At 59.2% G+C, this 25,495-nt stretch carries 22 protein-coding genes; 16 read left to right on the plus strand and 6 right to left on the minus strand.

The window, feature by feature from the left end:
- The first annotated feature begins 3 nt into the window (after positions 1-3).
- Genes GBK02_RS09860 through GBK02_RS09870 form a run of 3 tightly spaced genes read left to right on the plus strand, consistent with a single transcriptional unit; the run spans position 4 to position 4,081 of the window.
- A complete protein-coding gene (locus tag GBK02_RS09860) occupies positions 4-2,925 on the plus strand; it encodes an EAL domain-containing protein (RefSeq protein ID WP_203466508.1) in 2,922 nt (973 codons plus the stop codon).
- Positions 2,922-3,242: a hypothetical protein gene (locus tag GBK02_RS09865; protein ID WP_203466509.1), complete on the plus strand. Its 321-nt coding sequence runs from the start codon at positions 2,922-2,924 to the stop codon at positions 3,240-3,242. The genes GBK02_RS09860 and GBK02_RS09865 overlap by 4 nt, the downstream gene beginning before the upstream one ends.
- Positions 3,239-4,081: an HDOD domain-containing protein gene (locus tag GBK02_RS09870; RefSeq protein WP_203466510.1), complete on the plus strand. Its 843-nt coding sequence runs from the start codon at positions 3,239-3,241 to the stop codon at positions 4,079-4,081. The genes GBK02_RS09865 and GBK02_RS09870 overlap by 4 nt, the downstream gene beginning before the upstream one ends.
- On the opposite strand, the gene GBK02_RS09875 is transcribed toward GBK02_RS09870, so the two are convergent.
- Both GBK02_RS09875 and ompR read right to left on the minus strand, forming a co-directional pair.
- Positions 4,071-5,375 carry an ATP-binding protein gene (locus tag GBK02_RS09875; RefSeq protein ID WP_239002961.1) on the minus strand — a complete coding sequence of 435 codons (1,305 nt, stop codon included), beginning with the start codon at positions 5,373-5,375 and terminating at the stop codon, positions 4,071-4,073. The genes GBK02_RS09870 and GBK02_RS09875 overlap by 11 nt on opposite strands.
- Positions 5,372-6,100, minus strand: coding sequence for a two-component system response regulator OmpR (gene ompR, locus GBK02_RS09880; protein ID WP_203466511.1), 729 nt, complete (start codon positions 6,098-6,100; stop codon positions 5,372-5,374). Before ompR ends, GBK02_RS09875 begins: the two co-directional genes overlap by 4 nt.
- Positions 6,101-6,259: 159 nt before the next feature.
- On the opposite strand from ompR, the gene GBK02_RS09885 reads away from it, so the two are divergent.
- The 4 genes from GBK02_RS09885 (at position 6,260) to GBK02_RS09900 (ending at position 8,688) form a co-directional block, all read left to right on the plus strand.
- The gene (locus tag GBK02_RS09885) at positions 6,260-6,589 is read left to right on the plus strand and encodes a DUF3106 domain-containing protein (protein WP_203466512.1); all 330 of its coding nucleotides are present in this window, start codon (positions 6,260-6,262) and stop codon (positions 6,587-6,589) included.
- 148 nt (positions 6,590-6,737) lie between these two features.
- The gene (tsaB, locus tag GBK02_RS09890) at positions 6,738-7,427 is read left to right on the plus strand and encodes a tRNA (adenosine(37)-N6)-threonylcarbamoyltransferase complex dimerization subunit type 1 TsaB (protein ID WP_203466513.1); all 690 of its coding nucleotides are present in this window, start codon (positions 6,738-6,740) and stop codon (positions 7,425-7,427) included.
- The gene (gene rimI, locus GBK02_RS09895; RefSeq protein ID WP_203466514.1) at positions 7,424-7,885 is read left to right on the plus strand and encodes a ribosomal protein S18-alanine N-acetyltransferase; all 462 of its coding nucleotides are present in this window, start codon (positions 7,424-7,426) and stop codon (positions 7,883-7,885) included. Before tsaB ends, rimI begins: the two co-directional genes overlap by 4 nt.
- Positions 7,882-8,688, plus strand: coding sequence for a uracil-DNA glycosylase family protein (locus tag GBK02_RS09900; RefSeq protein WP_203466515.1), 807 nt, complete (start codon positions 7,882-7,884; stop codon positions 8,686-8,688). The genes rimI and GBK02_RS09900 overlap by 4 nt, the downstream gene beginning before the upstream one ends.
- A gap of 26 nt (positions 8,689-8,714) precedes the next feature.
- Here GBK02_RS09900 and lplT read toward each other — a convergent pair whose 3' ends face one another.
- Positions 8,715-9,980, minus strand: a complete 1,266-nt coding sequence (lplT, locus tag GBK02_RS09905; protein WP_203466516.1) for a lysophospholipid transporter LplT — start codon at positions 9,978-9,980, stop codon at positions 8,715-8,717.
- A 293-nt stretch (positions 9,981-10,273) separates the two neighbouring features.
- Here lplT and GBK02_RS09910 point away from each other — a divergent pair, with 293 nt between their 5' ends.
- From GBK02_RS09910 to GBK02_RS09935, 6 genes are all read left to right on the plus strand, one after another.
- A complete protein-coding gene (locus tag GBK02_RS09910) occupies positions 10,274-11,176 on the plus strand; it encodes a LysR family transcriptional regulator (protein WP_203466517.1) in 903 nt (300 codons plus the stop codon).
- Positions 11,173-12,267: an alanine racemase gene (gene alr, locus GBK02_RS09915; protein WP_203466518.1), complete on the plus strand. Its 1,095-nt coding sequence runs from the start codon at positions 11,173-11,175 to the stop codon at positions 12,265-12,267. The genes GBK02_RS09910 and alr overlap by 4 nt, the downstream gene beginning before the upstream one ends.
- The gene (gene radA, locus GBK02_RS09920) at positions 12,268-13,626 is read left to right on the plus strand and encodes a DNA repair protein RadA (protein ID WP_203466519.1); all 1,359 of its coding nucleotides are present in this window, start codon (positions 12,268-12,270) and stop codon (positions 13,624-13,626) included. It abuts the gene before it with no gap.
- A 39-nt stretch (positions 13,627-13,665) separates the two neighbouring features.
- Positions 13,666-16,152, plus strand: coding sequence for an ABC transporter permease (locus GBK02_RS09925; protein ID WP_203466520.1), 2,487 nt, complete (start codon positions 13,666-13,668; stop codon positions 16,150-16,152).
- Positions 16,153-16,217: 65 nt separating this feature from the next.
- Positions 16,218-16,676 carry a FecR domain-containing protein gene (locus tag GBK02_RS09930; protein WP_239002962.1) on the plus strand — a complete coding sequence of 153 codons (459 nt, stop codon included), beginning with the start codon at positions 16,218-16,220 and terminating at the stop codon, positions 16,674-16,676.
- Entirely contained in the window at positions 16,669-17,253 is a 585-nt protein-coding gene (locus GBK02_RS09935) for an OmpA family protein (protein WP_203466521.1), read from the plus strand. Before GBK02_RS09930 ends, GBK02_RS09935 begins: the two co-directional genes overlap by 8 nt.
- Here the strand turns inward: GBK02_RS09935 and GBK02_RS09940 are convergent.
- The 3 genes from GBK02_RS09940 to GBK02_RS09950 are packed head-to-tail and all read right to left on the minus strand — an operon-like array spanning position 17,240 to position 20,675.
- Entirely contained in the window at positions 17,240-19,372 is a 2,133-nt protein-coding gene (locus tag GBK02_RS09940) for a CHASE2 domain-containing protein (protein ID WP_203466522.1), read from the minus strand. The two genes, GBK02_RS09935 and GBK02_RS09940, sit on opposite strands and share 14 nt — an antisense overlap.
- On the minus strand, positions 19,369-20,331 hold the full coding sequence (locus tag GBK02_RS09945) for an MBL fold metallo-hydrolase (RefSeq protein ID WP_203466523.1): 963 nt from the start codon (positions 20,329-20,331) through the stop codon (positions 19,369-19,371). The genes GBK02_RS09940 and GBK02_RS09945 overlap by 4 nt, the downstream gene beginning before the upstream one ends.
- A complete protein-coding gene (locus GBK02_RS09950) occupies positions 20,328-20,675 on the minus strand; it encodes an STAS domain-containing protein (RefSeq protein WP_203466524.1) in 348 nt (115 codons plus the stop codon). The genes GBK02_RS09945 and GBK02_RS09950 overlap by 4 nt, the downstream gene beginning before the upstream one ends.
- A 164-nt stretch (positions 20,676-20,839) precedes the next feature.
- Here GBK02_RS09950 and GBK02_RS09955 point away from each other — a divergent pair, with 164 nt between their 5' ends.
- From GBK02_RS09955 to typA, 3 genes are all read left to right on the plus strand, one after another.
- Positions 20,840-22,966: a YgiQ family radical SAM protein gene (locus tag GBK02_RS09955; protein ID WP_239003279.1), complete on the plus strand. Its 2,127-nt coding sequence runs from the start codon at positions 20,840-20,842 to the stop codon at positions 22,964-22,966.
- A 91-nt stretch (positions 22,967-23,057) separates the two neighbouring features.
- Positions 23,058-23,447: a group II truncated hemoglobin gene (locus tag GBK02_RS09960; RefSeq protein WP_203469358.1), complete on the plus strand. Its 390-nt coding sequence runs from the start codon at positions 23,058-23,060 to the stop codon at positions 23,445-23,447.
- Positions 23,448-23,517: 70 nt separating this feature from the next.
- Positions 23,518-25,359, plus strand: a complete 1,842-nt coding sequence (typA, locus tag GBK02_RS09965; RefSeq protein WP_203466526.1) for a translational GTPase TypA — start codon at positions 23,518-23,520, stop codon at positions 25,357-25,359.
- Positions 25,360-25,495 lie beyond the last annotated feature (136 nt).

A 25,495-nucleotide genomic window follows, 5' to 3' on the forward strand; every position in this document is an offset into this window, starting at 1 on the left:
GGTTTGGAGGTCCATCCGCAGCACGAATTGTCCGGCCCCCTCAGGGTTCTTCTGATCGAGGGGGAGGGTGAGCCATGGCTGGCCATCCTTCGCGACAATGGCTATATCGTGCACTTTCGGCGGCACGACCGGCGTGCAGACATCGAGGCTGCACTGACTGCCGAGACCTGGGATCTGATCCTGCTCAGTTGCGATCTGCCCGACCTGACACCAACGCAAGCGATGGACCTGCTGCGCCGGATGGTTCCGACGACACCGGTTGTCCTGACCATCGAACGGGGATCGACTACCTTTCCCGGCGATGTGCTCGAAGGCGGGGCGCGCGATTTTGCTTTCAAATCGAATCCGACCCGGTTGCTGGCGGCCATCCGCCGCGAGTGTCCCGGCCTGATGTTGCGTCGGGTCAGCGACCGGCGTGGCGGCGCACACGGCTCGTCTGCCCACATCGACGAGGGTGAGGCGCGTTTCATGCAACTGGCCAGCAACAGCCCGGAATGCTACTGGCTGGTCGATGCCGAAACGCAACGCGTCACCTATGTCAGCAAAGCCTATGAGCAGATCTGGGGGCACCGCGTCGAGTCGCTTTATGCCGATAATCAGGACTGGTACACCTTCGTTCATGAAGAGGATCGCCAGCGTTTGAGCGATGCAATGCACGTTCATCGACTGGGTGGCATGGACCTCAATTTCAGGGTGTTGCGCCCCGGCGAGCAGATTCGCTGGCTGCATGCCCGCAACTTTGCGGTGCGCGATGAAGAAGGTCTGATTGTCAGTGTCGGCGGTATCGCCAGTGACGTTACCCGCTTGCTTGGCGACCACAAGCAAGTGCACGATTTTGCCCATTTTGATGCGTTGACCGCGCTACCCAACCAGTTGATGTTCTACGATCAGGCGCGTCGCCTGATCGCACTCGCCAAGCGCAAGAAACTGCCGGTTGGGCTGGTGGTGATCGATCTTGATCGTTTCCACGATGTTAACCAGATGCTCGGTCGCACGTCGGGCGATGAATTCCTGCGCCAGGTGGCCGGACGCCTGGGTGAGTCCTTGCGGGAGTCGGACATTCTGGGGCGTCTCGGCGGGGATGTGTTTTCGATTCTCCTGCCGGATGTCAGTGATTCCGCCCAGGCAGGCATTGTGGTTCGTCGCCTGATTGAAACGTTGACGCAACCGGTGTGCATTGAAGGACATGAGATTTTTGCGACGGCCAGTGTCGGCGTGGTCTTTCATCCGCAGGACGGGCATGACACCCACGAACTGGTAAGCAATGCCGAAATTGCCATGCGTCATGCCAAAAGCCTTGGACGCAACGGTTTCCAGTTTTATTCGGCGATGATGCATGAGGATCTTCGCGACCGCCTGTTTCTTGAAACGGAAGTTCGCAATGCTGTTTTGCGACAGGAATTCGTGTTGCACTATCAGCCCAAGGTCTGCTGCGGCAGTGGCCGGATCACCGGGGTCGAGGCATTGATCCGCTGGCATCATCCGCAGCGTGGCCTGGTTCCGCCTGACCATTTCATTCCGCTGCTTGAGGAAACCGGCTTGATTGTGCCGGTCGGGCGCTGGGTCATCGAGGAGGCCACCCGTCAGCTGGCTGCCTGGCAAGGCATGGGTTACAACCTGCCAGGCATTTCGGTCAATCTGTCGGCCCGCCAGTTGCAGTCGGATACGCTGATCGACGATGTGGCCGAGGCGTTGGCGCTCAGTGAGCTGAATGCCGCTTGCCTCGATCTGGAAATCACCGAGAGCATGTTGATGCAGAACGCAGAGGCTGCGATCAATCGGCTTAATGCGCTGAAACGCATGGGGGTCACGCTTTCGCTCGATGATTTTGGAACAGGTTATTCGAGTCTCGCCTATCTCAAGAGCTTTCCGCTCGACGCACTCAAGGTCGATCGCTCCTTCGTCCAGGATATTGCGGCCGATCCGGACGATGCTTCAATCACGCGGGCCGTGATCACCATGGCGCATCACCTCAAGCTCAAGGTAATTGCCGAAGGCGTCGAAACCTCGGAGCAACTGGCCCTGTTGATCTCGCATCAATGCGACATGATCCAGGGGTATTTCTTCTCCCGTCCGCTGGCTGCCGATGCACTGGCTTTGCTGCTGGCCGAAGACAAGCGCTTGCCGACCAATTTGTTGCGTTCGACGACTCGTTCGCCGATGGTGCTGTTTGTCGCGGTCGACGGCTTTGACGAGGTGATTTCGCTGCTCAAGCGCGATGGTCATCGCGTCTGCGTCGCCGCAGACTATCCGTCAGCGATGACTTGGCTGGGTGATAACGTGGCCGATGTCCTGGTTTGCGCCGAGCCGAGTGCCGATTTCGATGCGGCCGCGGTCATTCTGCGTGCGGAGCAACTCCAGCCGCTTTGTGAGCGCATTCTGGTCACCAGCACAGCGCGGCAGGCCGATGAGGCAGTCAGCGCGCTGGCGTGCTCCAGCCTGATTCATCGAACCATTCACCTGCCGGTCGCTGTCGAGGCTTTTCGGCAAGTTGTCGAAGATGCGCTTGCCCGGCGCCATGTCAGCGACGAATACCAACGCTTGTCGCACGAGGTTGAAATTGCCGAACGGGAACTGGTACGCATCGAAGAGGAGCGTCGTCGACTGGCCAGCGAGAATGCCGCCTTGCAGGAGCGCGAGGGGCAGGGCTACCAGATTCTCCAGGAAGTTCTTGCCGAGCTTGCCAACCCGGTGATCGGTCTCGATGACGACAATATGGTGGTCTTGGTCAATGATGCAGCGCAGGCCTGTCTTGCTGCTTACCCAGGTATGCCGCTCGATGAATTATTGCCAGGGGTGAGCCTGTTTTGTGACAATGGATGCCTGCAAGCAGGCGGCCGTAAATATTCGTATCGCTCGCGACGTGTCATGCTTGGCAGTTCGGCCAGCGGACGCCTGCTCTTGCTCGAGGAAAAAAGAACATGAAAATAGTAGAGACATTGGCCATTGGCGACGTGCTGCCCGGCATGCACATCGCCCAGGCCGTGACTGACGAGGGCGGGCGGGTATTGGTGCCGATTGGTGCTGAAATCAGTGAAAGCATGCTGCACAGCCTGATTCGGCGTGATGTGGCCGAGGTGACGGTCGAGCGCGACGTCGAGGAGGATCCGGCCGAACGTGAAGCGTACAGGGCGCAACTGGTTGCCCGGCTCGATCCCTTGTTTCGCAAGGCCGGCGAAGGGCAGGAAACCCGCATCCTGTATCAGGCCATTCTCGATTTTCGTCTGGAGCATCGTTCATGACCTTGCTGAACCGTGACCAGGTTGTCACCAAGCTCAAGCAGCTTCCTTCTCTGCCATCTGCCGTTTCCGAACTGCTGGCTTCGTTCGGCAACGAGGATGTCGATATCGGTGAAATTGCCCACAAGATATCGCGTGACCAGGGGCTGACCGCCAGAGTCCTGCGGGTTGCCAATTCTTCGTTCTACGGTTTGCAAAGCAAGGTTGGAACGATCAACGATGCGGTGGTTGTGCTCGGTTTCCGGGCGGTACGCAGCATGGTCCTGGCCGTTGGCATGAACAGCGTGCTGCGCGTTGATCAATGTCCGGGATTCGATGCGCAGGCTTATTTGCGGCATTGCGTCGGTGTTGGTCTGGCGGCACGCAGTCTGGCCCAGTTGACCGGCCATAATCCGGAACTGGCCTTTACCGGCGGCATCCTGCACGATATCGGCAAACTGGTCCTGGCCTCCAATTTTTCGGCGCAGTACGCTGAAACGCTGGCGTATCGCAAGAAGCACGATTGTTTCATGGTGCTTGCCGAGCGCGATGTCCTCGGTATGGATCACGCCGAAGTGGGCGGTTTGCTGGCTGAAGCCTGGCGTTTCCCGCCGGCGCTTTATGAAGCGGTGGCCGAGCACCATGCGCCGGCCGCTTCCGCGGCAGGTTCGCTGGCCGATCTCATCCATCTGGCCGATGCCATGACGCATGGTCTCGGCTTGGCCAATTCGTCGGATGAAATGGTCATGCCGGTTGATCCGACTGCCTGGTTACGCCTGGGGCTGAATAGCGAAAAGTTGACCCGTGTATTGACCCAGGTGGTGGCTGATATGGATGAAACCTGCCAGGCGCTCAATGCCTGACAGGAATACTCAGGCGGGCCAGCAGTCCGCCTGAGGGCGCCGGCAGCAAGTTGAGCTGGCCACCATGCAAACGTGCAATGCGTTCGACGATGGCCAGCCCCAGTCCGGTGCCGCTGGCATTGGTGCGTGCGTTGTCGAGCCGTGTAAATGGCCGTTTCAGGCGCTCAACTTCAGTTGCTGGAATTCCCGGGCCGTTGTCGATGATTTCGATGCGGATTTGGTCGTCGACCGTAGCAGCGTGCAGGCGGATCTCCGTGGCGCCGTATTTCCAGGCATTGTCGATCAGATTGCCGATCGCTCGGCCCAAGGCGATGGGGCGGGCTGAAATTGTCGGCAGCGACTCGGCTTCGATGGTCAAGTGCCGGCCAAGATAACCCTGGCGCTCGCCGATGGTCGTCAAAAGTGCGGCCAGGTCGCAGGTGACAGGCGTCTCGCCGGATTCCGTACGGGCGTAATCCATGAACTGCGAGATCACGGTATCCATCTGTTCGATGTCGGAAACGATAGCCTGACGAGCCGTATTGTCAGCGATGCTCATTTCGGCTTCGAGACGTAGTCGGGTCAGCGGCGTGCGCAAGTCATGCGAAATTCCGGCCAGTACTTCGGAACGATCCTTTTCGTGGCGTGCCAGGTCGTCTGCCATGGTGTTGAAGGCGGAGGCCAGCCGGGAAAGTTCTTCGGCGCCGTTTTCCGGCAACGGCGTCGGAATCAGGCCGCGTCCAACAGCTTCGGCTGAACGGGCCATGGCCTTGAGCGGCCGGCTGATGCGCGAAGCAATCAACCAGGCAACGCCAAGAGCCAGGATGAAGGCCAGCGTTCCCCAGATCAGCCAATGTCCGGCGATATTGCGTGCCGCTCGTTCGCTGGGCAGAACCAGCCAGTATTCTTCATCATCGTGCTCGTCGAGCCGGAAACTGATCCAGAAACCGTTGACGCCGTCGACGCTGGCGGCAATCCGGGTGTGCGGGCCGAGTCTGGCGCTCAGTTCGCGTTGCAGCAGGCGGACAAAACGGTGGTCCGGCATGGTTTCGATCTCGTCCTCTGGTTCCGCCGGCAGCAGGCGAATTCCTTCACGCGTCGAAAACTCATTGAACAGGCCCAAGCGTTTTTCAGGTGCGGCAGCGAAAAGTGATGCGCGGATCAGGTTGACCGCGGAAGCGGCCAGTTGCGCGGTTTCGCGCGCTCGTGGTTCAGCCTCGATATAGCGAAAAAGGCTGAGCCAGGCAGCGGTGGTCAACAGGACCAGCGTTGCCAGCAACAAAAAGGTACGGGCCAGCAGGGTGCGTGGCATCATGCCTCGCGACTGGTGCCGTCCGGAACGAAAACGTAACCGAATCCCCAGACTGTTTGCAGGTAGCGCGGTTGGGTCGGGTCGCTTTCGATCAGTTTGCGCAGGCGCGATACCTGAACGTCAATCGCCCGATCGAACGGCCCCTGTTCGCGGCCACGCGCCAGCGTCATCAGTTTGTCGCGCGATAGCGGCTGGCGCGGGTGATGCAGCAAGACCTTGAGAACAGCGAATTCGCCGGTGGTCAGGGGCAGGGATTCCTCGCCGCGCTTGAGTGTTCGTGCGGCAAGATCGACTTCGATGTTGCCGAAACGGATCGTTTCACTTTCTTCGTCGGGGGCGCCTGGCGGGCGGTTGCCCTGGCGACGCAGCACGGCGTGAATGCGGGCGAGCAGTTCGCGCGGGTTGAAGGGCTTCGGCAGATAATCGTCGGCGCCCATTTCAAGTCCGACGATGCGGTCGACTTCGTCACCCTTGGCCGTCAGCATGATGATCGGTGTCTGGTCGCCGGTGCCGCGCAGGCGGCGACAGATGGTCAGGCCGTCTTCGCCGGGCATCATCAGGTCGAGCACGATCAGGTGAAAATGCTCACGACTGCGCAGTTTGTCCATCTGCTGTCCATCGGCCACGGCCTTGACCTCGAAACCTTGTTCTCCCAGGTAGCGGGTCAGCAGTTCGCGCAGGCGGGTGTCGTCGTCGACAACAAGTATGTGGTTGCTGTTTTCGTTCATGCTGCGAAGCATAAATGCAGAAAGTGAATGAAGCGAGTCAATTGGTAACAAGGCATTGCCCAGGCCGGTCATGAAACATTTTCTTACAAATAACCGTTCTTGCCCGTCGGTTGGCGATGGACAATGACAAGCACTGGATCACCGTACAAAGCCATCGCCATGAAACGCCGTTCCATTCCCCTGATTCTGCTGCTTCTGAGCCTGCTTGGCTCGGCTGACAGCGTCTGGGCGCAAGGCTACTGGCGGGAGCTACCGCCCGATGAACGCCGTCAAATGCGTCAGCAAATGCGCGAGCACTGGCGTGAGTTGCCACCGGAGGATCGGCAGCGCTGGCGCGAACAACGCCAAGAGCGCCGGGAAAGTTTTCAGCAAATGGCACCGGATGATCGTAGTCGTTTGCGTGACGAGTTACGCAGCCGCCGGGAAAGTCCCGATGGCGGTTCGCAGCGTCATGGACCGCAAAACAGCTTGGGTGGCAATCGCTATTAACTCCGGCTTCAGCATTCGCAAGATGTTCCGCTCGCCTTTGGGGATAGCGCTGGGCTTGGACTGACGGGTGTTGCGACCGCAGGCTTTTGCCTGAAATCCTGAGCGCCAGGCGGCATGCCGGGCTGAAGCTCCGGTAAAATATCCGTCTATGCTTATCCTTGCTCTGGAAACCTCGACTGAACTTGGTTCGTGCGCCCTTTGGCGCGACGGTGAAATTACCGAGCGAATTTGCCCGCTGGGTCGTTCGCACTCCGAAACCTTGTTGCCACTGGTGCGCGAGTTGCTGGCCGACGCTGGCTTGAAGCTGGCGCAACTCGACGCGATCGCTTTTGGGGCCGGCCCCGGTGCATTCACCGGGTTGCGCGTGGCTTGTGCTGCCGCACAAGGCCTGGCCGTAGCGGCCGATCTCCCGGTGATCCCCGTTTCCAGTCTTGAAACCATGGCCGCAGCGGTGGGCGCCGAGCGCGTGCTGGCCCTGCTTGATGCGCGTATGGGCGAGGTTTACGCCGGGTGTTATCAGTTGGCCGACGGGAAATACTCGCTGCTGGGCGATATTCGCGTTTCCCCACCAGCCGAACTTGTTTTTCCGGCAGGAGCCGGCTGGCTGGCGTGTGGCAATGGCCCGGAAGCCTATCCGCTTTTGCAGCAAGGGCTCGACGATGCCGACATTCCTGTGCGCCGTGGCGTCATGCCGCAGGCGGCTATTCTGGCTCACTTGGCAGCCGAACGGGCCGAGCGCGGCGAATGGATCGGTGCGGCGGATGCCGCGCCGCTTTATGTGCGCAACAAGGTGGCCAAAACAGTAGCCGAACGCTTGAGCGAGGGAGGGCGGGCATGAGCGAAGTGATGTTTTCTGCCGAATTCTTTCCGATGAATGAGCGCGATCTCGATAGCGTCGCTGCGCTTGAAGCATCGTTGCAGGCGTTCCCCTGGTCGCGGGCCAATTTTGCCGATTCGCTGGTGGCGGGGCATAGCGTCTGGGTATGTCGCCTGGGCGGCGATCTGGTTGGCTTCTCGGTCGTCATGTCGGTGATTGATGAAGCGCACTTGCTGACGATCGGCATTGACCGTCGTTACCAGGGGCAGGGTTACGGGGGGCGGATGCTTCGTCATGCGATGGAAACGGCTCGACTGGGCGGAGCGGGGAAACTGTTTTTGGAGGTTCGTCCATCGAATGAGCGTGCGGTTGCCTTGTACCGCCATTTCGGGTTTCGCCAGATCGGTTTGCGCAAGGGGTATTACCCGGCGGTCGATGGACGTGAGGATGCACTGATTTTTGACAAGGATCTGGCATGAGCCTGAGCCGCGAGCAAATGCTGGCCGAGATGGGCATTACGCCACGCTGGGTGCTGCGTGAGGACTCTCCGTTGCGGCCGGCGGCAGTGCCCGATCAGCCTGATCAGTGCACTGTTGTTGCCGAGCCTGTCCCGGTTTCCGTGAGCGCACCTGAAGTAGCTGTTCCGGTGGCCATGCCGGTTTCTCGCAAGGCGCCGCAGGTGTCGCCATCCAGTGTCGCGGTCGACGGTCTGGATTGGCCGGATTTGGCTCATACGGTGGCCAACTGTCGTGCCTGTACCTTGTGCGAGCAGCGCAAGCAGGCCGTGCTGGGCGTTGGTGACCTCAATCCTGACTGGCTGTTCGTTGGTGAAGGGCCTGGCGCCGATGAGGACGTCAAGGGCGAGCCCTTTGTCGGCCAGGCCGGCAAGTTGCTTGATGCCATGCTGGCATCGCTCGATATTGCACGCGGCAACAAGGTTTATATCGCCAATGCCGTAAAGTGCCGTCCGCCCGGCAATCGAACGCCGGAAGCAGGTGAAATGGCCAGTTGCCGGCCATATCTTGAGCGCCAGATCGCACTGCTCAAACCCAAAATCATCGTTCTGCTGGGCAAGGCTGCGGTACATGCCGTGCTTGGCGAGGACAAATCGCTGGCATCGTTACGTGGCCAGCCATTCGAGTATGGCGGTGTGCCTGTGGTGGTGACTTATCACCCGGCCTACCTGCTGCGCAATCTTCCCGAAAAGGCCAAAGCCTGGGAAGATTTGCTGTTTGCCCGTCGAATCCTGCGTCAGGCCGCTTCGCCGAACTTGCCGTTCTAGGCGCTTAGGAAGGTCTCGGGGCGTGACTAGTGGTGAGTGCTGTCATCAAGATGCTGGACATCATCACGCAGCGCCTGATTAGCAAGATGGCGTTGCCGGATGAGATACATCAGGCCGCTGACACAGATGCCGAAGAGCGTCACAACCCAGTAGATTGACAGGTTCATCTTGATCATCAGGTAATACAAGCCGGTCATGATCAGGATGGAAATGTTTTCGTTGAAATTCTGAACGGCGATCGAATGGCCTGCGCCCATCAGGATGTGGCCGCGATGCTGGAGCAGTGCGTTCATCGGCACGACGAAGAAGCCCGACAACCCACCAATCAGGATAAGCAGGGGAACGGCCAGCCAGAGGCTGTGAACGAAATTCATCACCAGAACGATCAGGCCCATGGCGATACCGAGCGGGATGACGCGAACGGATTTTCTCAGGGTGATGAATTTCGCCGCAATGATCGCTCCGGCAGCGACGCCGACCGCAACAACACCTTGCAGCATCGATGCTTTTGACAAGTCAAGATTGAGGGCGACTTCCGACCATTTGATGACGATGAACTGCAGGGTCGCGCCGGCCCCCCAGAAGAGCGTGGTGACTGCCAGTGAAATCTGGCCGAGCTTGTCGCGCCAGAGCAGGGCAAGGCAGTGATTGAATTCATGAATCAGGAAGAGCGGATTTTTCTTCAGCTGCTTGTGGTCTACGCCGGTATCCGGGACGTAAAGGTTGAAGATCGAGGCCAGAATGTAGAGCACGGCAACGATGCTCAAGGCCATTTCGCCGGTGGTGTCCACCCCGGTGTCAATCAGCGGGAAATCAAAGGCAAGCAGATGCTGGGCAATATCAGGCCGGATCAGCGTGCCGCCGATAACGACGCCAAGGATGATCGCTCCGACGGTCAGACCCTCGATCCAGCCATTGGCAACGACCAGCAGGCGGGCTGGCAGGTATTCGGTGAGAATGCCGTATTTGGCCGGCGAGTAGGCCGCGGCACCGAGGCCGACGACGGCGTAGGCAAGCAGTGGGTGAGCACCAAAGAACATCATGCTGCAACCGGCAATCTTGATCCCGTTGCTGATGAACATGACGCGCCACTTGGGCATCGAGTCGGCGAAGGCGCCAACGAAGGCGGCCAGCAGGACGTAGGAAACGGTGAAAAAAGTTTTGAGCAATGGCTCGTATTCGCTCGGTGCGTGCATTTCACGCAGCGCAGCAATAGCAGCAATGAGCAGGGCATTGTCGGCCAGCGCGGAAAAAAATTGCGCGGCCATGATGATATAGAAGCCGAAAGGCACAGGAACTCTTGTCTCGTTATGACTTTGGTGCAGGGTTATACCACGGTTTTGGCAGGATGCAAGGCTTGCCGAGCGGTGAGTTGTTCAACACGGTTCAAAGTCTGTCGCACACCATTTGATGTACCGCAAATTGCTGGCGCTGCGGCAGGATGCCTGGCTGGCGGGATTGCCGCGGTCGACATTCGATCAAGGCCAATTTTGATCTTGCAATGGTGATTCTGTGGTCACTTCGCGGGCTCTTGTGATTGAATAGCGGGCGCGCCCGATGCGCGTATTCACGAGGAGATTCAGCCATGGCCGATCGGCGTTTGCAGGTTTTTCATGCCGTAGCCAAGCACTTGAGTTTTACCCGGGCGGCCGATGCCTTGTTCATGACCCAGCCGGCGGTTACTTTCCAGATCAAGCAACTGGAAGAACAATTTGCCACGCGTCTCTTCGAGCGCCGCCACGGCAGCATTTCCCTGACGCCGGCCGGCGAGCTGGTGCTGGGTTATGCCGTCAAGATCCTTGCGTTGTCGGACGAAATGGAAACCCGCCTGTCGGAAATGACCGGCGAAATGCGTGGCCCCTTGCTGGTTGGCGCCAGTACGACGATTGCCGAATTCATGCTGCCGCGCGTCCTTGGCGAATTCAATGCGTTGTATCCCCAGGTTCGGGCCCGACTGATCGTTGCCAATTCGGAAAGTATTGAAGGTCGTGTTGCCGAACATACACTGGATGTCGGCCTGATTGAGGCGCCGGCCAAAATCGCCGGTTTGAGCAGCCAGATCTGTTGTGAGGATGAGTTGCAGGTGATTTGTGCCCCGGACTATCCTCTGGCCGATAAAAAATCGGTCACTCCGCGCATGCTGGCCGATTACGAATATATCTCCCGCGAGCCGGGCTCCGGGACGCGTGAAATTACCGATGATTACTTTCGTCGCAACAAGGTGGCGCCGGAAGGGCTCAAGGTCCAGATGGAACTTGGCAGCCCGGAGGCGCTCAAGGGCGTTGTATCCACCGGGCTCGGTTTTGCCATCGTCTCGCGTGCCGTGGTCGACAAGGAAACACAACTGGGCGTGCTTGCTTCGGTTCCTCTCGATCCACCGCTGACACGCAGTCTCTATCTGGTTCATCCGAACGACCGTTTCCAGTCCCGGGTGACCGGCACCTTTATCGAATTTGCCAAGAGCAAGCTGAAAGAACTGGCTTCATGAAAACATCTCGTCCGATCCGTGCCCGAATCTCTCCGGAGGCCATTCGTCACAATTACCAACTGGCCAAAAAAATCGCGCCCGCCTCGAAAGCCTGGGCGGTGATCAAGGCCAATGCCTACGGCCATGGTCAATGGCGTGCCGTCGAGGCATTGCGCGAGGTGGCTGACGGTTTTGCCGTGCTTGAGTGCGAAAACGCGCTGGCTTTGCGTGAAGCCGGCATCACGCAGCCGATTTTGCTGCTTGAAGGGTTTTTCAGTGCGCGTGATGTTCGCGCGGTGATCGAGCATCGTTTGACGACAGTCATTCATTGTGCCGAGCAACTTGAGATGCTGCTCGGTTCGGCTACATCGGAAACCCGCCTTGATATCTGTCTCAAGCTGAATACGGGGATGAATCGTCTGGGATTCGATGCGCCGGGCTTGCAGGCAGCGCTCACGGTGCTAGCTGGCTTTCCCGGCATTGCGGTCACCTTGATGAGTCACTTTGCCGAAGCCGATGGTGAGCGGGGTATCGATTGGCAGTTGGAGCGCTTCGCAGCCATGGCCGGAAACTGGCCGGGGCCGGTTTGCCTGGCGAATTCGGCGGCCATTCTGCGCCATCCGGGAAGCCATACCGACTGGGTCCGGCCAGGCATCATGCTTTATGGTGCCAGTCCGTTTGATGATCAAACTGCGGTTGAGCTTGGGCTGAAGCCGGCAATGGCGCTGGAAAGTGCCATCATCGGTATCCAGAACCTGCTTCCGGGAGATCGGGTCGGTTATGGCGGTAGTTTTACTGCGAACCAGCCGATGCGCATTGGTATCGTTGCTTGTGGGTATGCCGATGGTTATCCGCGGCATGCGCCCAGCGGTACGCCGATGCTGGTCATGGGCCAGCGGACGCGGACCGTCGGCCGGGTTTCGATGGATATGATGGCCTGCGACCTGAGTCACATCCCAGCGGCCGGTCTCGGTTCGCCGGTGACGCTCTGGGGGCGCGGCATTGCCGGCGAGTTGCCGGCTGACGAGGTTGCTGCGGCAGCCGGTACGATTGCCTACGAACTGTTTTGTGCACTGGCATCCCGCGTGCCGGTCAGCGTTGGGGATATTTGAGTGGCCAAGGCGAAGTCGATTTATAGCTGCACCGAATGCGGTGCCACGAGTCCGAAATGGCAAGGCCAGTGTCCCGGCTGTAACGCATGGAATACCCTGGTCGAGAGCGTGGCCGAGAAAGTGACCGGACATCGCTTCGAGTCACTGGCACCGACGGCCCGGTTGCAGAATCTTTCGGAGATCGAAGCACGCGAAACCGAACGTATTCCGACTGGAATCAGCGAATTCGACCGGGCGCTGGGCGGCGGTCTGGTACCGGGCGGCGTCGTGCTGATCGGTGGCGACCCCGGCATCGGCAAAAGCACCTTGCTGTTGCAGGCGCTGGCTCACCTGGCCGAATCGAACAAGGTGCTTTACGTCACCGGCGAGGAATCCGGCGAGCAGGTCGCCTTGCGCGCCCGGCGCCTGAGTCTCGAAACCCGGAAACTGACGTTGATGGCCGAGATCAATCTGGAGCGAATTCTGTCCACCCTGCAGGCCGAGCTACCCCAGGTGGCGGTGATCGATTCGATCCAGACCTTGTGGTCCGATCAATTGTCCAGTGCACCGGGGTCGGTTGCCCAGGTGCGCGAGTGTTCCGCACAGCTGACCCGGCTGGCCAAGCAGGCCGGCATCACGATTATTCTGGTCGGGCATGTCACCAAGGATGGGGCGCTGGCCGGGCCGCGCGTGCTCGAACACATCGTTGATACCGTGCTGTATTTTGAAGGCGATACGCATTCGAGTTTCCGCCTGGTCCGGGCTGTTAAGAACCGTTTTGGCGCGGTCAACGAACTCGGGGTCTTCGCCATGACCGACAAGGGATTGAAAGGGGTGAACAATCCCTCGGCCCTGTTCTTGTCGCAGCATGGTCAGGATGTACCCGGCTCCTGCGTGATGGTGACGCAGGAAGGAACGCGACCGTTGTTGGTTGAAATTCAGGCATTGGTCGATACTGCGCATGGCAATCCGCGTCGCCTGACTGTCGGGCTGGATGCGCAACGGCTGGCTATGTTGCTGGCGGTGCTGCATCGCCATGCCGGCGTGGTTTGCTTTGATCAGGATGTCTTCGTCAATGCGGTCGGTGGGGTCAAGATTGCCGAGCCAGCCGCTGATTTGGCGGTGATTTTGTCAATCACATCTTCCTTGAAAAACAAGGCATTGCCATCGAAACTTATTGTGTTTGGTGAGGTTGGTCTAGCGGGTGAGGTGCGCCCGGCTCCGCGTGGCCAGGAGCGTCTCAAGGAGGCTGCCAAGCTCGGCTTTACCCGTGCCTTGATTCCCGAAGCCAATCGTCCGAAACAGGCGATTCCCGGCATGGAAGTGATTGCCGTGCGCCGTGTTGAAGAGGCCGTGACGCGGCTGCGCGAGCTTGATTAAGTCCACCGCATTGCTGCCGGGCTGGCCCGGAGCCGGTCGATGATCCGTCTGGCCTGGCGGCTTCTCGGGCGCGAACTGCGCTCCGGCGAGCTGCGCCTGTTGTTTGCTGCCTTGGCCATTGCGGTTGCTTCGGTGACGGCCGTCGGCTTTTTTGCCGACCGGATTCGGCTGGCGCTTGAGCGTGAGGCGCAGCAACTGATGGGCGGCGATTTGTTGTTGATCGCTGATCAGGCCTGGTCGCCCGAGGTGCTCGGTGAAACGCGGCAGCAGAGGTTGCAACTGGCTGAAACCCTGATTTTCCCCAGCATGGTCATGACTGGCGAGCAAGTACAACTGGCCGATATCAAGGCGGTCGGCAGCAGCTATCCCTTGCGCGGGCAGTTGTCTGTGACAACACGGGCCGGGGCCGAGAGTGTTGCGGTCGACCATGGCCCCGAGCCCGGTTTCGTGTGGCTCGACGAGCGTCTGGCCGGTGCGCTGAAAATTGATGTCGGGGGAACGTTGACCGTCGGATTACTCCGCCTGAAGGTGGGCGGCATCCTGCTCCAGGAGCCGGATCGTGGCGTCAATTTCTTTACCTTGGCGCCGCGCCTGATGATGCACCAGGATGACTTGCCGGCGAGTGGCTTGATTCAGGAAGGTGCGCGCATCAGCTACCGCTTGTTACTGGCCGGCGAATCCGAGCGCATTGCGGCTTTCAAAAACTGGCTGGAGCCGCGCTTGTTGCGCGGTCAACGTCTTGAAAACACGCAAAATGCCCGGCCTGAAATTCGCAGCGCGCTGGATCGGGCGCAGCGCTTTTTGGGCCTAGCGACCCTGTTGACCGTGATACTCGCTGCCGTGGCGGTGGTTTTGGCGGCTCGGCGCTACATGCAGCGCCATCTTGATGCCTGCGCCGTCATGCGCTGCCTGGGCTTGACGCAACGGCGCCTGGTCGGCCTGCATTTCCTGATTTATTGCGGCCTGGCCATTCTGGCGGCGGCCTGCGGGTGTCTGCTTGGATTCCTTGCCCATTTTGCTTTGCTCCAGTCACTGTCCAGTTGGCTGGGCATCAGCCTGCCATTGCCGGGCTGGCTTCCGGTCTGGCAGGGATGCGCCGTTGCGGCTGTCCTGTTGTTCGGTTTTGCCTTGCCGCCGTTGATCCAACTGGGGCAGGTGCCCGTTTTGCGGGTCCTGCGCCGCGAACTGGGTGCGCCCAAGGCTTCCTTGCTGGGTGCTTATTTGTTCGGCCTGGCCTGGCTGGCGGCGCTGGTCGTTCTGGTCGCCGGCGATTGGCGCATGGGCGGTCTGGCTTTTGCCGGCTTTGCTTGTGCCTTCGGTGTTTTTTGGCTGATTGCCCGGCTGGCGGTGCGTGCTGCTGCGCCATTCCGACATGGCGGCGGATTTGGTTGGCGTCAGGGACTGGCCAATTTTTCACGGCATGGCACAGCGAGCAGTATCCAGATTGTTGCACTGGCGATCGGCTTGATGGCCATGCTGTTGTTGACGGTGACCCGGGTCGAATTGCTTGATGCTTGGCGCAAGGCAACGCCGCCGGATGCGCCGAATCGTTTCCTGATCAATATCCAGCCGCACCAACGCGATGCCTTGGCCCGTTTGCTGGCTGATGCCGGCATTCAGGCCGAACTGGCACCGATGGCGCGGGCCCGTTTGTTGCAAATCGGCGAGCGGCGCGTCAGTGCGGCCAGTTTTCCCGAGGATGAGCGGGCACAAAGACTGGTTGAGCGCGAGTTCAATTTGTCCTGGCGGCAAAGCCTGCCACCAGGGAACTCGCTCGCGGCCGGTCGCTGGTTTTCGACCGAAGAGTTGGGGCAGGGCGTCGCTTCGGTCGAGGCCGGCTTAGCCAAGACGCTGAGGATACAACTTGGTGACGATTTGCTGTTCAGCGTTGCCGGTGTCGAGAAAAAACTTCGGGTGGTCAATTTGCGCAAGCTCGACTGGGAGTCGATGCGGGTCAATTTTTTCGTTCTGACACCGCCGGGCATCATGGATGAAGTGGCGACAAGCTATATCACCAGTTTCCATTTGCCGCCCGGGAACAGCACTTTGAATGGCCAACTGCTGTCGCAATTTCCCAATATCACCTTGATCGATGTCAGTGCCCTGTTACGCCAGCTTGAAACGGTCATGTCCCAGGTGTCTGCGGCCATCCAGTTCATTTTTCTCTTTACCTTGGTGGCGGGTGGCGTAGTCCTGTATTCAGCCCTGTTCAGCGCCTTTGATGAACGTCGGCATGCCTTGGCGCTGATGCGTGCGCTCGGTGCGCAGCGCCGGCAATTGCGCCAGGCGATGATCGTCGAATTGGCCGCAACGGGCGCGTTGGCTGGTTTGATTGCAGCCCTGGGGGCCGAGTTGCTCGGTCAACTGATCGCCAGGCAGGTTTTTCAGATGGCGCTGGCGACCAATTTCACTTTGTTTTTTGGGGCGGCCCTGATCGGTGCGGCCTTGTCGACTTCAACGGGCTGGCTGGCCCTGCGCGCCTTGTTGGCGACGCCGCCTTTGCAGGTCTTGCGGAACGGGCTTTGAAAGCTTGAATAGTTTATGGCCGTATTGTCCGTAAAATAACGGGCTGAATAGATTTGGAGTCGAGCATGACAATGAAGCAAGTACTTTGCGCAACGGCTGTCGGTATGGCGCTGTGCGCCCAGCCGGCGTTGGCCGAGGTGCCGGCCGGGATGGTCAAGACGGCCAACGGCACCGTCAATATCGAGCGTTCAGGCCAGAAGCTGGCCGCAGCGGTAGGTACGCCGGTGTATCAGTCGGATCGCTTGCGTACCGGCAGCGATGGTTCGGTCGGTGTCACCTTGCGCGACCAGACCATTCTTTCGGCAGGGCCGAACTCGCTGGTCGCGGTCGATAAATTCAATTTTGACAACACGACGCAGGCTGGCGCGATGTCCATCCTGATCCGCAAAGGTACCTTGCTTGTGGCTTCTGGCCGGATAGCCAAGCAGACACCGGAGTCGGTCGATTTCCATACGCCAACTTCAGTGCTGGGCGTGCGCGGCACGGAATTCGTCATCGAGGTTGATGGGAGTGACGATGAATAAGATTCTTGTGCCGATGTGCCTGGTGAGCCTGCTGCTGGCGGCGTGCACCAGCGAGCGAGTGGTTTTGTTGCCGTCTGCCGATGGTCGTCCGAGTGCGGTGGTCGTGCGTGATGCCAAGGGTGAGTTGTTGCTCAATGAGCCTTATGCCGGGACTTATCGCCGGGGTGGAAGCAATGACAGCTATCGCTCGACACCTGAAGAGGTCCAGGAGCGCTTTGGGGCCGCACTGGCCGCCCAGCCGATCCGTCCGAGCAGCTACCTGCTTTATTTCCAGCAAGGCGGCAATGTCCTGACCCCCGAGTCGCAGGCTGATTTTGCCCGTGTCCGCCAGGAGATTGCCGAGCGTCCTGCGGTTGAGGTGATGGTCATCGGCCACACCGATCGCGTCGGCAGCCTGCAGGCCAATGACAGTCTGTCAGCTAAACGGGCGGAGGCTGTGCGCGGTTTGTTGATCGAGGCCGGCGTTCCTGCCGAGAAACTCGAAGCCATCGGGCGAGGCGAGCGTGATCCGCTGGTTGCAACGGAAGATGAAGTAGCCGAAGCCAAAAACCGGCGCGTTGAAATCAGCGTTCGCTGAGCGGTCGACCGTGCCAGCGTAAGAGCATCAGCGTCAGGTCATCCGCTGCCGGCTGGCCTGACTCGAATGCCCGGACGCTGTCGCGTAGCTGGCCGGCAAGCTCGACAAGATCGTGGTCGCTTGCTGCCAGCAATTGTTCTTCAAGACGTTGACTGCCGAACATGGCTGTACCGTTGCCAGCTTCGGTAATGCCATCGGTGAACAGGCAGAGCAAATCGTCGGTTTCCAGTCGGGTACGGGCCGATTCGAATGGATAGTCACCGAGCGCACAGAGCGGCGGGCCGCCCAACTCGGCGGTGTCTAGTCGTGAAATGCATCCCCGGCGGACAAGGAGCGGCGCATCGTGGCCGGCGCTGACATAGTCGAGCCAACCGGATTCGACATCCAGAACAGCCATGAACGAGGTCACGAAAAGGTATTCCGGGTTGGCTCTGCTCAGTTCGGCTTCAAGATGCCGCACAGCCTCGGCCAGCGCTGTACCCTGACGTGTCAATGTGCCGGTCAGTGTTTTCGAAATGGCCATGAACAGGCTGGCCGGCACCCCCTTGCCGGATACGTCGCCGATCACCAGGCAAAGGTGCTGTGGATCGAGCATGAAGCAGTCGTAGTAATCTCCTCCGACAGCACGAGCCGGCTCAAGCAGGGCAGCGATCGAGAAGCGCGGTTCATTGCCAAAAAGACGCTGCGGATCAGGCAGCAAACCCATTTGGATACGTCGTGCGGCATCCAGTTCGCCATTGATTCTGGCCGCTTCCTCACGGCTTGCCTGTAACTGGCGTGCGTTGTCGCGCCGCTGAGCGTCGGCCGTGATCAGTGTATTGCTCAGTAGCGAGGTGAATACCGGGCTGAGCAACAGGGTCAGTGTCGGGCCATCGAACAGCCATTGCCCCCTGAAGAAGGCGAGATAACCGGCGCCAATGATCAGGCCGCCCAATCCGGCAAAGCTGAAAATGGCATAGCGCGGCTTGAGTGCCGGGACCGCCAGGATCAGGAAAACTCCGCCGAGCAACAAGGTGATCAGTTCAAGTTTCTCCATCCAGAAGGGGCGTTGCAGTGCCGAGCCGCTGAGCAAGCTCTCGATGACCTGTGCGTGGATGTCGATGCCCGGCAAACTGTCGCCCAGCGGGGTGATGATGCGATCCTGCAGGCCGGTGGTGTTGAAGCCGATGATCACGAAACGCGACTGGAAAAAATCAGGAGAGTAGTTGCCGGCCAGAACATCGGCCGCCGAAAGGTAGTAATTCGAATTGGCCCGCCCATAGTGCAGCAACAGCTCTCCATTGCTTTGAGTCGGCAGGCGGTAACTGCCAAGCGCGATTGCCGTCATGCCATGCCGGTCGAACTCCACGATGGGCGAACTGTCCTCGCCGAGTGCCTGCCGAACCATCTCCAGTGGCAGGGAGAGCAGGGGGCGATCACCGACCATGGCCAGTGCCGGCACGCGCCGGACAATGCCGCGTTCGTTTTCCTGATGAAGCCTGTCCGGGCCACTATTGATCAAGCCGACGCCGCTGGCCGCAGTTTCAAGTCCGGGAAGGCTGCTCAAGGCGGTTTCATAGCGGCTCAGTGCGGCGCGGGTTTTTTCGTCCAGCGCAGGTATGGCGGGGTGTTTTCCGGGCAGGCGGGCGCCGGGTAGTGGATTGTTCAATCCGGCCAGCGCCAGGACGGTGGGTGCTTTTCCTTTGAGTGCCTCAGCCAGCAATTCGTCCGGTTTTGGCAGCCGGCTCAAGGATTCCCGATTCAGATGGGGCATTCTGGCGGCGAGTATGTCCGGGCTGTAGCGATCGCGTTCGGCAAAGATGATATCCAGGCCGATGGCCAGCGGCTGGCTGGCTTGTATCGTGGTGACCAGTTGCGCCATCAGGTCGCGCGGCCAGGGCCATTGGCCGTATTGGTGCAGGCTGTTGCTGTCGATACCGACGACAATGACCGGTTCGTCGAGTCGAGGCCGCGGCATCTGGCGTTGGTAGCGGTCAAACTGGGCGTTGCGCAGGCTGGCGAGGGGTGTCCGGTCGATCTGAACCAGCGCCAGGCTGACCAGCGCCAGGAAAACCAGGGGCAGGGCACGGCCACGACCGGCCCGGATCAGGGCAAGAATGATCCGGGTGGCCTGGCTCACAAGTCGATGGTCAGGCCGTCGTAGGCCGAGATGACTTCGAGTGCCGCGTTGCCGCCCCGGGTTATTTCTTCCAGGCGACGTGTTTCCGCCAGCAAGCGACTGAGCTGCTTGTCGTCATTGACCGGTTCGTGGTGAAAGAGGGCGAGCCGACGTGCTGCCGCCGCCTGGCACAGTTCGACACCGATCACGTTGCTTGAATGTCCCCAGTCCGATTTGACCGAGACGGCTTCTGCCAGTGAATACATGGCATCAAAAATCACCAGGTCGGCCTTGGCAAAGAAGTGGACGAAGGCTTCGTATTCAGCGATATCTTCGAGCTTGTGCTCCGAATCGGTCGAATAAACCACGCTGCGGTTGTCGCTTTCGAAACGGTAGCCGAATGACTTTCCGGCATGGAGTTGCTGTTTGGCGGTGACCTTCATCCCGGCAATTTCATAAGTCTGGCCGGGTGTCATGATGTCGAATTCGATGCTGGCGCCGGCTTGCGAGTAGTCGACCGGGAAGCAGGGCGTGCGCATCTGCAGGCGTATGGCTTCTTCGAGCTGATGATGGCAGCCATGAACGATGATCCGGTTGCCCGGAATATACATCGGTGCAAAAAACGGAAAGCCCATCAGGTGATCCCAGTGGAGATGGGACATGAAGATGTGATAGGTCTGCGGTTGGCTGACGCCGAACTGGGCGATCCTGGCATTGCCTAGCGGACGGGCGCCGCTGCCCATGTCGCAAATGACATGTTCCGTGCTGTTGCCGATAATTTCGACGCACGAGGAATTGCCGCCAAATGTACTGTTCGTGGCGAAAGGCAGTGTGTCTACGAAACTGGCCAATGCTGCCGGCGTCTTGAAATTCTTGCCGTTGGCGGCGGTGAGTGCAGCGATGATTTTTTCACGAATGTCGCGGCTTGACAGCGATACGGGCAAAGAGCCGCGCGTCCCCCAGAAAGTAACTTTTTTCATGAACCCATGACTTTGCAGGCCAGTTCGATGTTGGGATAGCAAGGCATGATCAGGTTGAAGCGGCTGATCGAGAAAACCTCCTGAACCAGGGGTTGCAGGCAGGCAATGGCGAAAACGCCCCCTTGTATCTTGGCGCGGCGCGACGCCAGCATCAGGGCGCGCAAGCCGGCGCTGCTGACATAGTCGACCGCCGAGAAATCAAGCAATACGCCGGGTTTGCCCGGCATGCATTGTTCGAGGAAGGGATCGAGCGATGTCGCGAACGTTTCGCTGCCAACGTGGTCAATACGGCCGCTGATGGCGAGGATCAATACACCGGATTGCTCGCGGGTTGGAAAAATCATTGTTTCTTGGAGATGTTGTGACTTGTCGTGTGATTATGCCATGCCCTGAGGGCTGGCGGGCTCGGGTAAAATAGCGCATGGATTCGACTCATTCTGTTTCACGCCCGCTGTTTGGCCATCGTAAATTCTGGGCCCAGCGTTTTGGCCCGGCCCCCTTTCTTCCCATGTCCCGCAAGGAAATGGATGCTTTAGGCTGGGATTCCTGCGACATTATTCTGGTGACCGGCGATGCCTACATCGATCACCCGAGTTTTGGCATGGCCCTGATTGGTCGCCTGCTTGAAGCGCAGGGATTTCGCGTCGGCATCGTTTGCCAGCCCGACTGGAATTCTGCGGTCGACTTCAAGAAGCTCGGCAAACCCAATCTGTTTTATGGAGTGACTGCCGGCAATATGGACTCGATGGTCAATCGCTACACGGCTGACCGCAAGATTCGCTCCGATGACGCCTATACCCCGAATGGTGAGCCGAACAAGCGGCCCGACCGGGCGGTGACCGTCTACGCCCAGCGTTGCCGCGAGGCTTTTCCCGGCTGCAATGTGATCGTCGGTTCGATCGAGGCCAGTTTGCGGCGTATTGCCCATTTTGACTATTGGTCCGACAAGGTTCGTCGTTCGGTGTTGCCGGACTCCAAGGCGGACATGCTTTTTTTCGGCAATGCCGAGCGAGCCATCGTCGAATTGGCGCATCGCCTGGCCAAGGGCGAGAAGATCGGCGACATCCGTGACCTGCGCGGGACTGCCTTCATGGTGCCGTCCGGCTGGCTGCCTTCCAGCGAGTGGGAGGCCATGGACTCAAGCTCGGTCGATACGCCGGGGCCGCTGATCAGTCATCCCGACCCGTATGCCATGGAAACCGGCCAGAACGGCACGTCGACCGCAGCGACAAAGCCTGGCGAGCAAGCCGTGCGTATTGTGTCGCGTGAAGAGCGTCTGGCGGGGCGTCGCGAGCGTCGGGCTCATACCGTGATCCGCCTGCCATCCTACGAGCAGGTCAAAGACGACCCGGTGCTCTATGCCCATGCCTCGCGCACCTTCCACCTTGAATCGAACCCCGGCAATGCGCGGGCCCTGGTCCAGGCGCATGGCGAGCGTGATGTCTGGCTGAATCAGCCGCCGATTCCGCTGACCACCGAAGAACTCGACGGTGTCTATGAATTGCCCTACGCCCGTCGGCCGCACCCGGCTTACGGTGAGGCGAAGATCCCGGCCTGGGAAATGATCCGCTTCTCGGTCAATATCATGCGCGGCTGTTTTGGCGGCTGTACTTTCTGTTCTATTACCGAGCACGAAGGGCGCATCATCCAGAGTCGGTCGGAGGATTCCGTCATCCGCGAAATAGAGGAAATGCGCGACAAAACGCCCGGTTTCACGGGGATTGTTTCCGACCTCGGCGGCCCGACGGCCAATATGTTCCACCTCAAATGCAAGGACGAAAAGATCGAGTCGGCCTGTCGCCGCTTGTCCTGTGTCTATCCGGATATTTGCGAGAACATGGGAACCGATCACAGCAAGCTGATTTCCCTGTATCGCAAGGCGCGAGCCCTGAAAGGCGTCAAGAAGGTGCTGATCGGCTCCGGGCTGCGTTACGACCTTGCTGTTCGTTCTCCCGAATACATCAAGGAACTGGTTACGCACCACGTTGGCGGCTATCTCAAGATTGCGCCGGAGCACACCGAAGAGCGCCCTTTGTCGAAAATGATGAAGCCGGGCATTGGCTCCTATGATCGCTTCAAGCAACTGTTCGATCGTTTTTCGCGCGAGGCGGGCAAGGAGCAGTACCTGATTCCGTATTTCATCGCGGCCCATCCGGGAACCGAGGATGAAGACATGCTCAATCTGGCGCTCTGGCTCAAGAAGAATAACTTCCGGCTCGATCAGGTACAGACTTTCATCCCGACGCCGATGGCAATGGCGACGACCATGTACCACAGCGAGCGCAATCCGCTGCGCAAGGTCAATCGTGCCAGCGAAATTGTCGGTACGGTACGCAATGGCCGTCAGCGCAAATTGCACAAGGCCTTCCTGCGTTACCACGACCCTGCCAACTGGCCGCTGTTGCGTGAGGCACTCAAGGAAATGGGGCGTGCCGACCTGATCGGCAACGGCAAGAAGCATCTGATTCCGGCCTGGCAGCCGGCCGGTACCGTGGGTAAGTGCGGCGGTGGCGCTGTCGCTTCGAGTGGTTTGCGCAAACCGACGCCGCCCAAACGCGGCGAGCCGCAGCGCCCCGGACGCCCGGCCCTGGCAGCAGCCCGTAACTTGCCGGCCCGCAAGCCAAAGGTGCGTTAATGGACACAATACTGCGGTCGACCGCAGTATTGTGTAAAAATCCGCCAGCGGTAATGATGTTGGGATTGTTTGAATTATTGAGAGCAGGATGATGGACAACAGCACGACAACCTACGAGAAAATTGGCGGCGATGCCGCCGTTGCACTGCTTTGCGACCGTTTTTACGAATTCATGGCCAGCGTGCCGCAATTCAGCGAATTGCGTTCCATGCACCCTGAAGACCTGCAAGGGTCGCGCGACAAGCTCTACATGTTCCTTTCCGGCTGGTTCGGTGGCCCTGATCTGTTTGTCGAAAAGTTCGGTCATCCCCGTCTGCGCGGTCGTCACATGCCTTTCGCCATCGGCGTCAAGGAGCGCGATCAGTGGGTTGCCTGCATGGTGCTGGCCATGGAGTCGGTTGGTATTGAAGAAGGTATTCGGGCCAAGCTGCTGGAAAACTTCTTCAACACTGCTGATTTCATGCGTAATAAAGAAGGATAAAAGCAGCTTGGGGATGTTGCGTTGCAGCATGGGGTGGTAGAATCTCGCCTTTGATTTTTCAGGCCTTCCCATGTCCGCTCGTCCGATTCGCAACATCGCCATCATTGCTCACGTTGACCACGGTAAGACTACCCTGGTTGACCAGCTTCTCCGTCAGTCCGGTACTTTTGCCGCTCACCAGCAGCTGGTCGAGTGCGTCATGGACTCCAACGACCTGGAAAAAGAGCGTGGTATCACGATTCTTTCCAAGAACACTGCGGTCGAGTACGAAGGTGTACACATCAACATCGTCGACACCCCGGGTCACGCGGACTTCGGTGGTGAAGTCGAGCGCGTGCTGGGCATGGTTGATGGCGTGGTCCTGCTGGTCGATGCCGCTGAAGGCCCGATGCCGCAAACCCGTTTCGTGACCAAGAAGGCGCTGGCCCTCGGTCTGCGTCCGATCGTGCTGGTTAACAAGGTTGACCGCGACGGTGCCGATCCGGACCAGGCAGTCAATCTGACTTTCGACCTGTTCGACAAGCTGGGTGCAACCGACGAGCAGCTCGATTTCCCGATTGTGTACGCTTCCGGCCTGAATGGTTGGGCTGCCATGGAACTCGACCAGCCGCGTGAAAACATGAAGCCGCTGTTCGATACCATCCTGCGCCATGTGCCGGCACCGGATACCGATATCGATGCACCGCTGCAGTTGCAGATTACCGCGCTCGATTACTCCTCCTACGTTGGTCGTATCGGCGTCGGCAAGATCAATCGCGGCAAGGTCAAGACCGGCCAGAACGTGCTGGTCATGTTCGGTACCGAAGAAGAAGCTGCCGAACACGAACGTACCCCGATCAAGGCCAAGATTGGCCAGGTCTTCGGCTACAAGGGTCTGAACAAGATCGAACTGGAAGAGGGCCACGCTGGCGATATCGTCCAGATCACCGGTATCGAAGATCTGGTGCTGGGTTGTACCGTGACCGATCCGGAACAGCCGGAATCCCTGCCGCTGCTCAAGATCGACGAGCCGACGCTGTCCATGCAGTTCATGGTTAACACCAGCCCGCTGGCCGGCACCGAAGGCAAGTTCGTTACCAGCCGCCAGATTCGCGATCGTCTGCACAAAGAACTGCTGACCAATATGGCGCTGCGCGTGCATGACACGGGCAACGGTGACGTCTTCGACGTTTCCGGCCGTGGCGAACTGCACCTCGGCATCCTGCTTGAAAACATGCGTCGTGAAGGCTATGAACTGGCCGTCGGTCGTCCGCGTGTCGTCAAGAAGACGATCAATGGCGTCGAGTGCGAACCGTATGAGCTGCTGACGGTTGACGTCGAAGAAGACACCCAGGGTGGCGTCATGGAAAGCCTGGGCATGCGCAAGGGCGACCTGACGGACATGGTGCCGGATGGCCGTGGTCGCGTCCGTATCGAATACCGTATCCCGGCCCGTGGTCTGATCGGCTTCCAGGGCGAGTTCATGAACTTGACCCGCGGTAACGGCCTGATGAGCCACGTGTTCGACGAATATGCGCCGATCAAGGACGGTAATGTTGCCGAGCGTCGCAATGGCGTGCTGATCTCCCAGGACAACGGCGAAGCCGTCGCCTACGCACTGTGGAAGCTGCAGGATCGCGGCCGCATGTTTGTCGTGCCGGGTGACAAGCTGTACGAAGGCATGATCATCGGTATCCACAGCCGTGAAAACGACCTCGTTGTTAACCCGATCAAGGGCAAGCAACTGACCAACGTTCGTGCCTCAGGTACTGACGAAGCTGTCCGCCTGGTGCCAGCTGTTCAGTTGAGCCTGGAAGCTGCTGTCGAGTTCATCGAGGAAGATGAACTGGTCGAGTTGACGCCGAAGTCGATTCGTCTGCGTAAGCGTTACCTGACCGAAATCGAACGCAAGCGTGCTGTGCGCGGTCTGTAAAAAGCAATGAAACTCTGCCAGCCCTGTCGTCACTGGGTAAGGCAACATGAAAAGGCGACCCGATGGGTCGCTTTTTTGTTGCTGCTGATTTTGTGTCTGCTGGCGTTGGGGACTACATTACCTGTCTTGCCTGCCC

Source organism: Dechloromonas sp. TW-R-39-2, from assembly GCF_016864195.1.
In the GTDB taxonomy this organism is placed as follows: Bacteria; Pseudomonadota; Gammaproteobacteria; order Burkholderiales; family Rhodocyclaceae; genus Azonexus.

Excerpts from the sequence above, each read along its gene's own strand:
- GBK02_RS09960 (WP_203469358.1), top strand. The coding sequence starts at position 23,058 with ATGGACAACAGCACGACAACCTACGAGAAAATTGGCGGCGATGCCGCC.
- GBK02_RS09875 (WP_239002961.1), bottom strand. The coding sequence starts at position 5,375 with ATGATGCCACGCACCCTGCTGGCCCGTACCTTTTTGTTGCTGGCAACG.
- typA (WP_203466526.1), top strand. The coding sequence starts at position 23,518 with ATGTCCGCTCGTCCGATTCGCAACATCGCCATCATTGCTCACGTTGAC.
- GBK02_RS09910 (WP_203466517.1), top strand. The coding sequence starts at position 10,274 with ATGGCCGATCGGCGTTTGCAGGTTTTTCATGCCGTAGCCAAGCACTTG.
- rimI (WP_203466514.1), top strand. The coding sequence starts at position 7,424 with ATGAGCGAAGTGATGTTTTCTGCCGAATTCTTTCCGATGAATGAGCGC.
- GBK02_RS09900 (WP_203466515.1), top strand. The coding sequence starts at position 7,882 with ATGAGCCTGAGCCGCGAGCAAATGCTGGCCGAGATGGGCATTACGCCA.
- alr (WP_203466518.1), top strand. The coding sequence starts at position 11,173 with ATGAAAACATCTCGTCCGATCCGTGCCCGAATCTCTCCGGAGGCCATT.
- GBK02_RS09885 (WP_203466512.1), top strand. The coding sequence starts at position 6,260 with ATGAAACGCCGTTCCATTCCCCTGATTCTGCTGCTTCTGAGCCTGCTT.
- GBK02_RS09955 (WP_239003279.1), top strand. The coding sequence starts at position 20,840 with ATGTCCCGCAAGGAAATGGATGCTTTAGGCTGGGATTCCTGCGACATT.
- tsaB (WP_203466513.1), top strand. The coding sequence starts at position 6,738 with ATGCTTATCCTTGCTCTGGAAACCTCGACTGAACTTGGTTCGTGCGCC.
- GBK02_RS09945 (WP_203466523.1), bottom strand. The coding sequence starts at position 20,331 with ATGAAAAAAGTTACTTTCTGGGGGACGCGCGGCTCTTTGCCCGTATCG.
- GBK02_RS09870 (WP_203466510.1), top strand. The coding sequence starts at position 3,239 with ATGACCTTGCTGAACCGTGACCAGGTTGTCACCAAGCTCAAGCAGCTT.
- GBK02_RS09925 (WP_203466520.1), top strand. The coding sequence starts at position 13,666 with ATGATCCGTCTGGCCTGGCGGCTTCTCGGGCGCGAACTGCGCTCCGGC.
- GBK02_RS09935 (WP_203466521.1), top strand. The coding sequence starts at position 16,669 with ATGAATAAGATTCTTGTGCCGATGTGCCTGGTGAGCCTGCTGCTGGCG.
- GBK02_RS09930 (WP_239002962.1), top strand. The coding sequence starts at position 16,218 with ATGACAATGAAGCAAGTACTTTGCGCAACGGCTGTCGGTATGGCGCTG.
- GBK02_RS09950 (WP_203466524.1), bottom strand. The coding sequence starts at position 20,675 with ATGATTTTTCCAACCCGCGAGCAATCCGGTGTATTGATCCTCGCCATC.
- GBK02_RS09865 (WP_203466509.1), top strand. The coding sequence starts at position 2,922 with ATGAAAATAGTAGAGACATTGGCCATTGGCGACGTGCTGCCCGGCATG.
- ompR (WP_203466511.1), bottom strand. The coding sequence starts at position 6,100 with ATGAACGAAAACAGCAACCACATACTTGTTGTCGACGACGACACCCGC.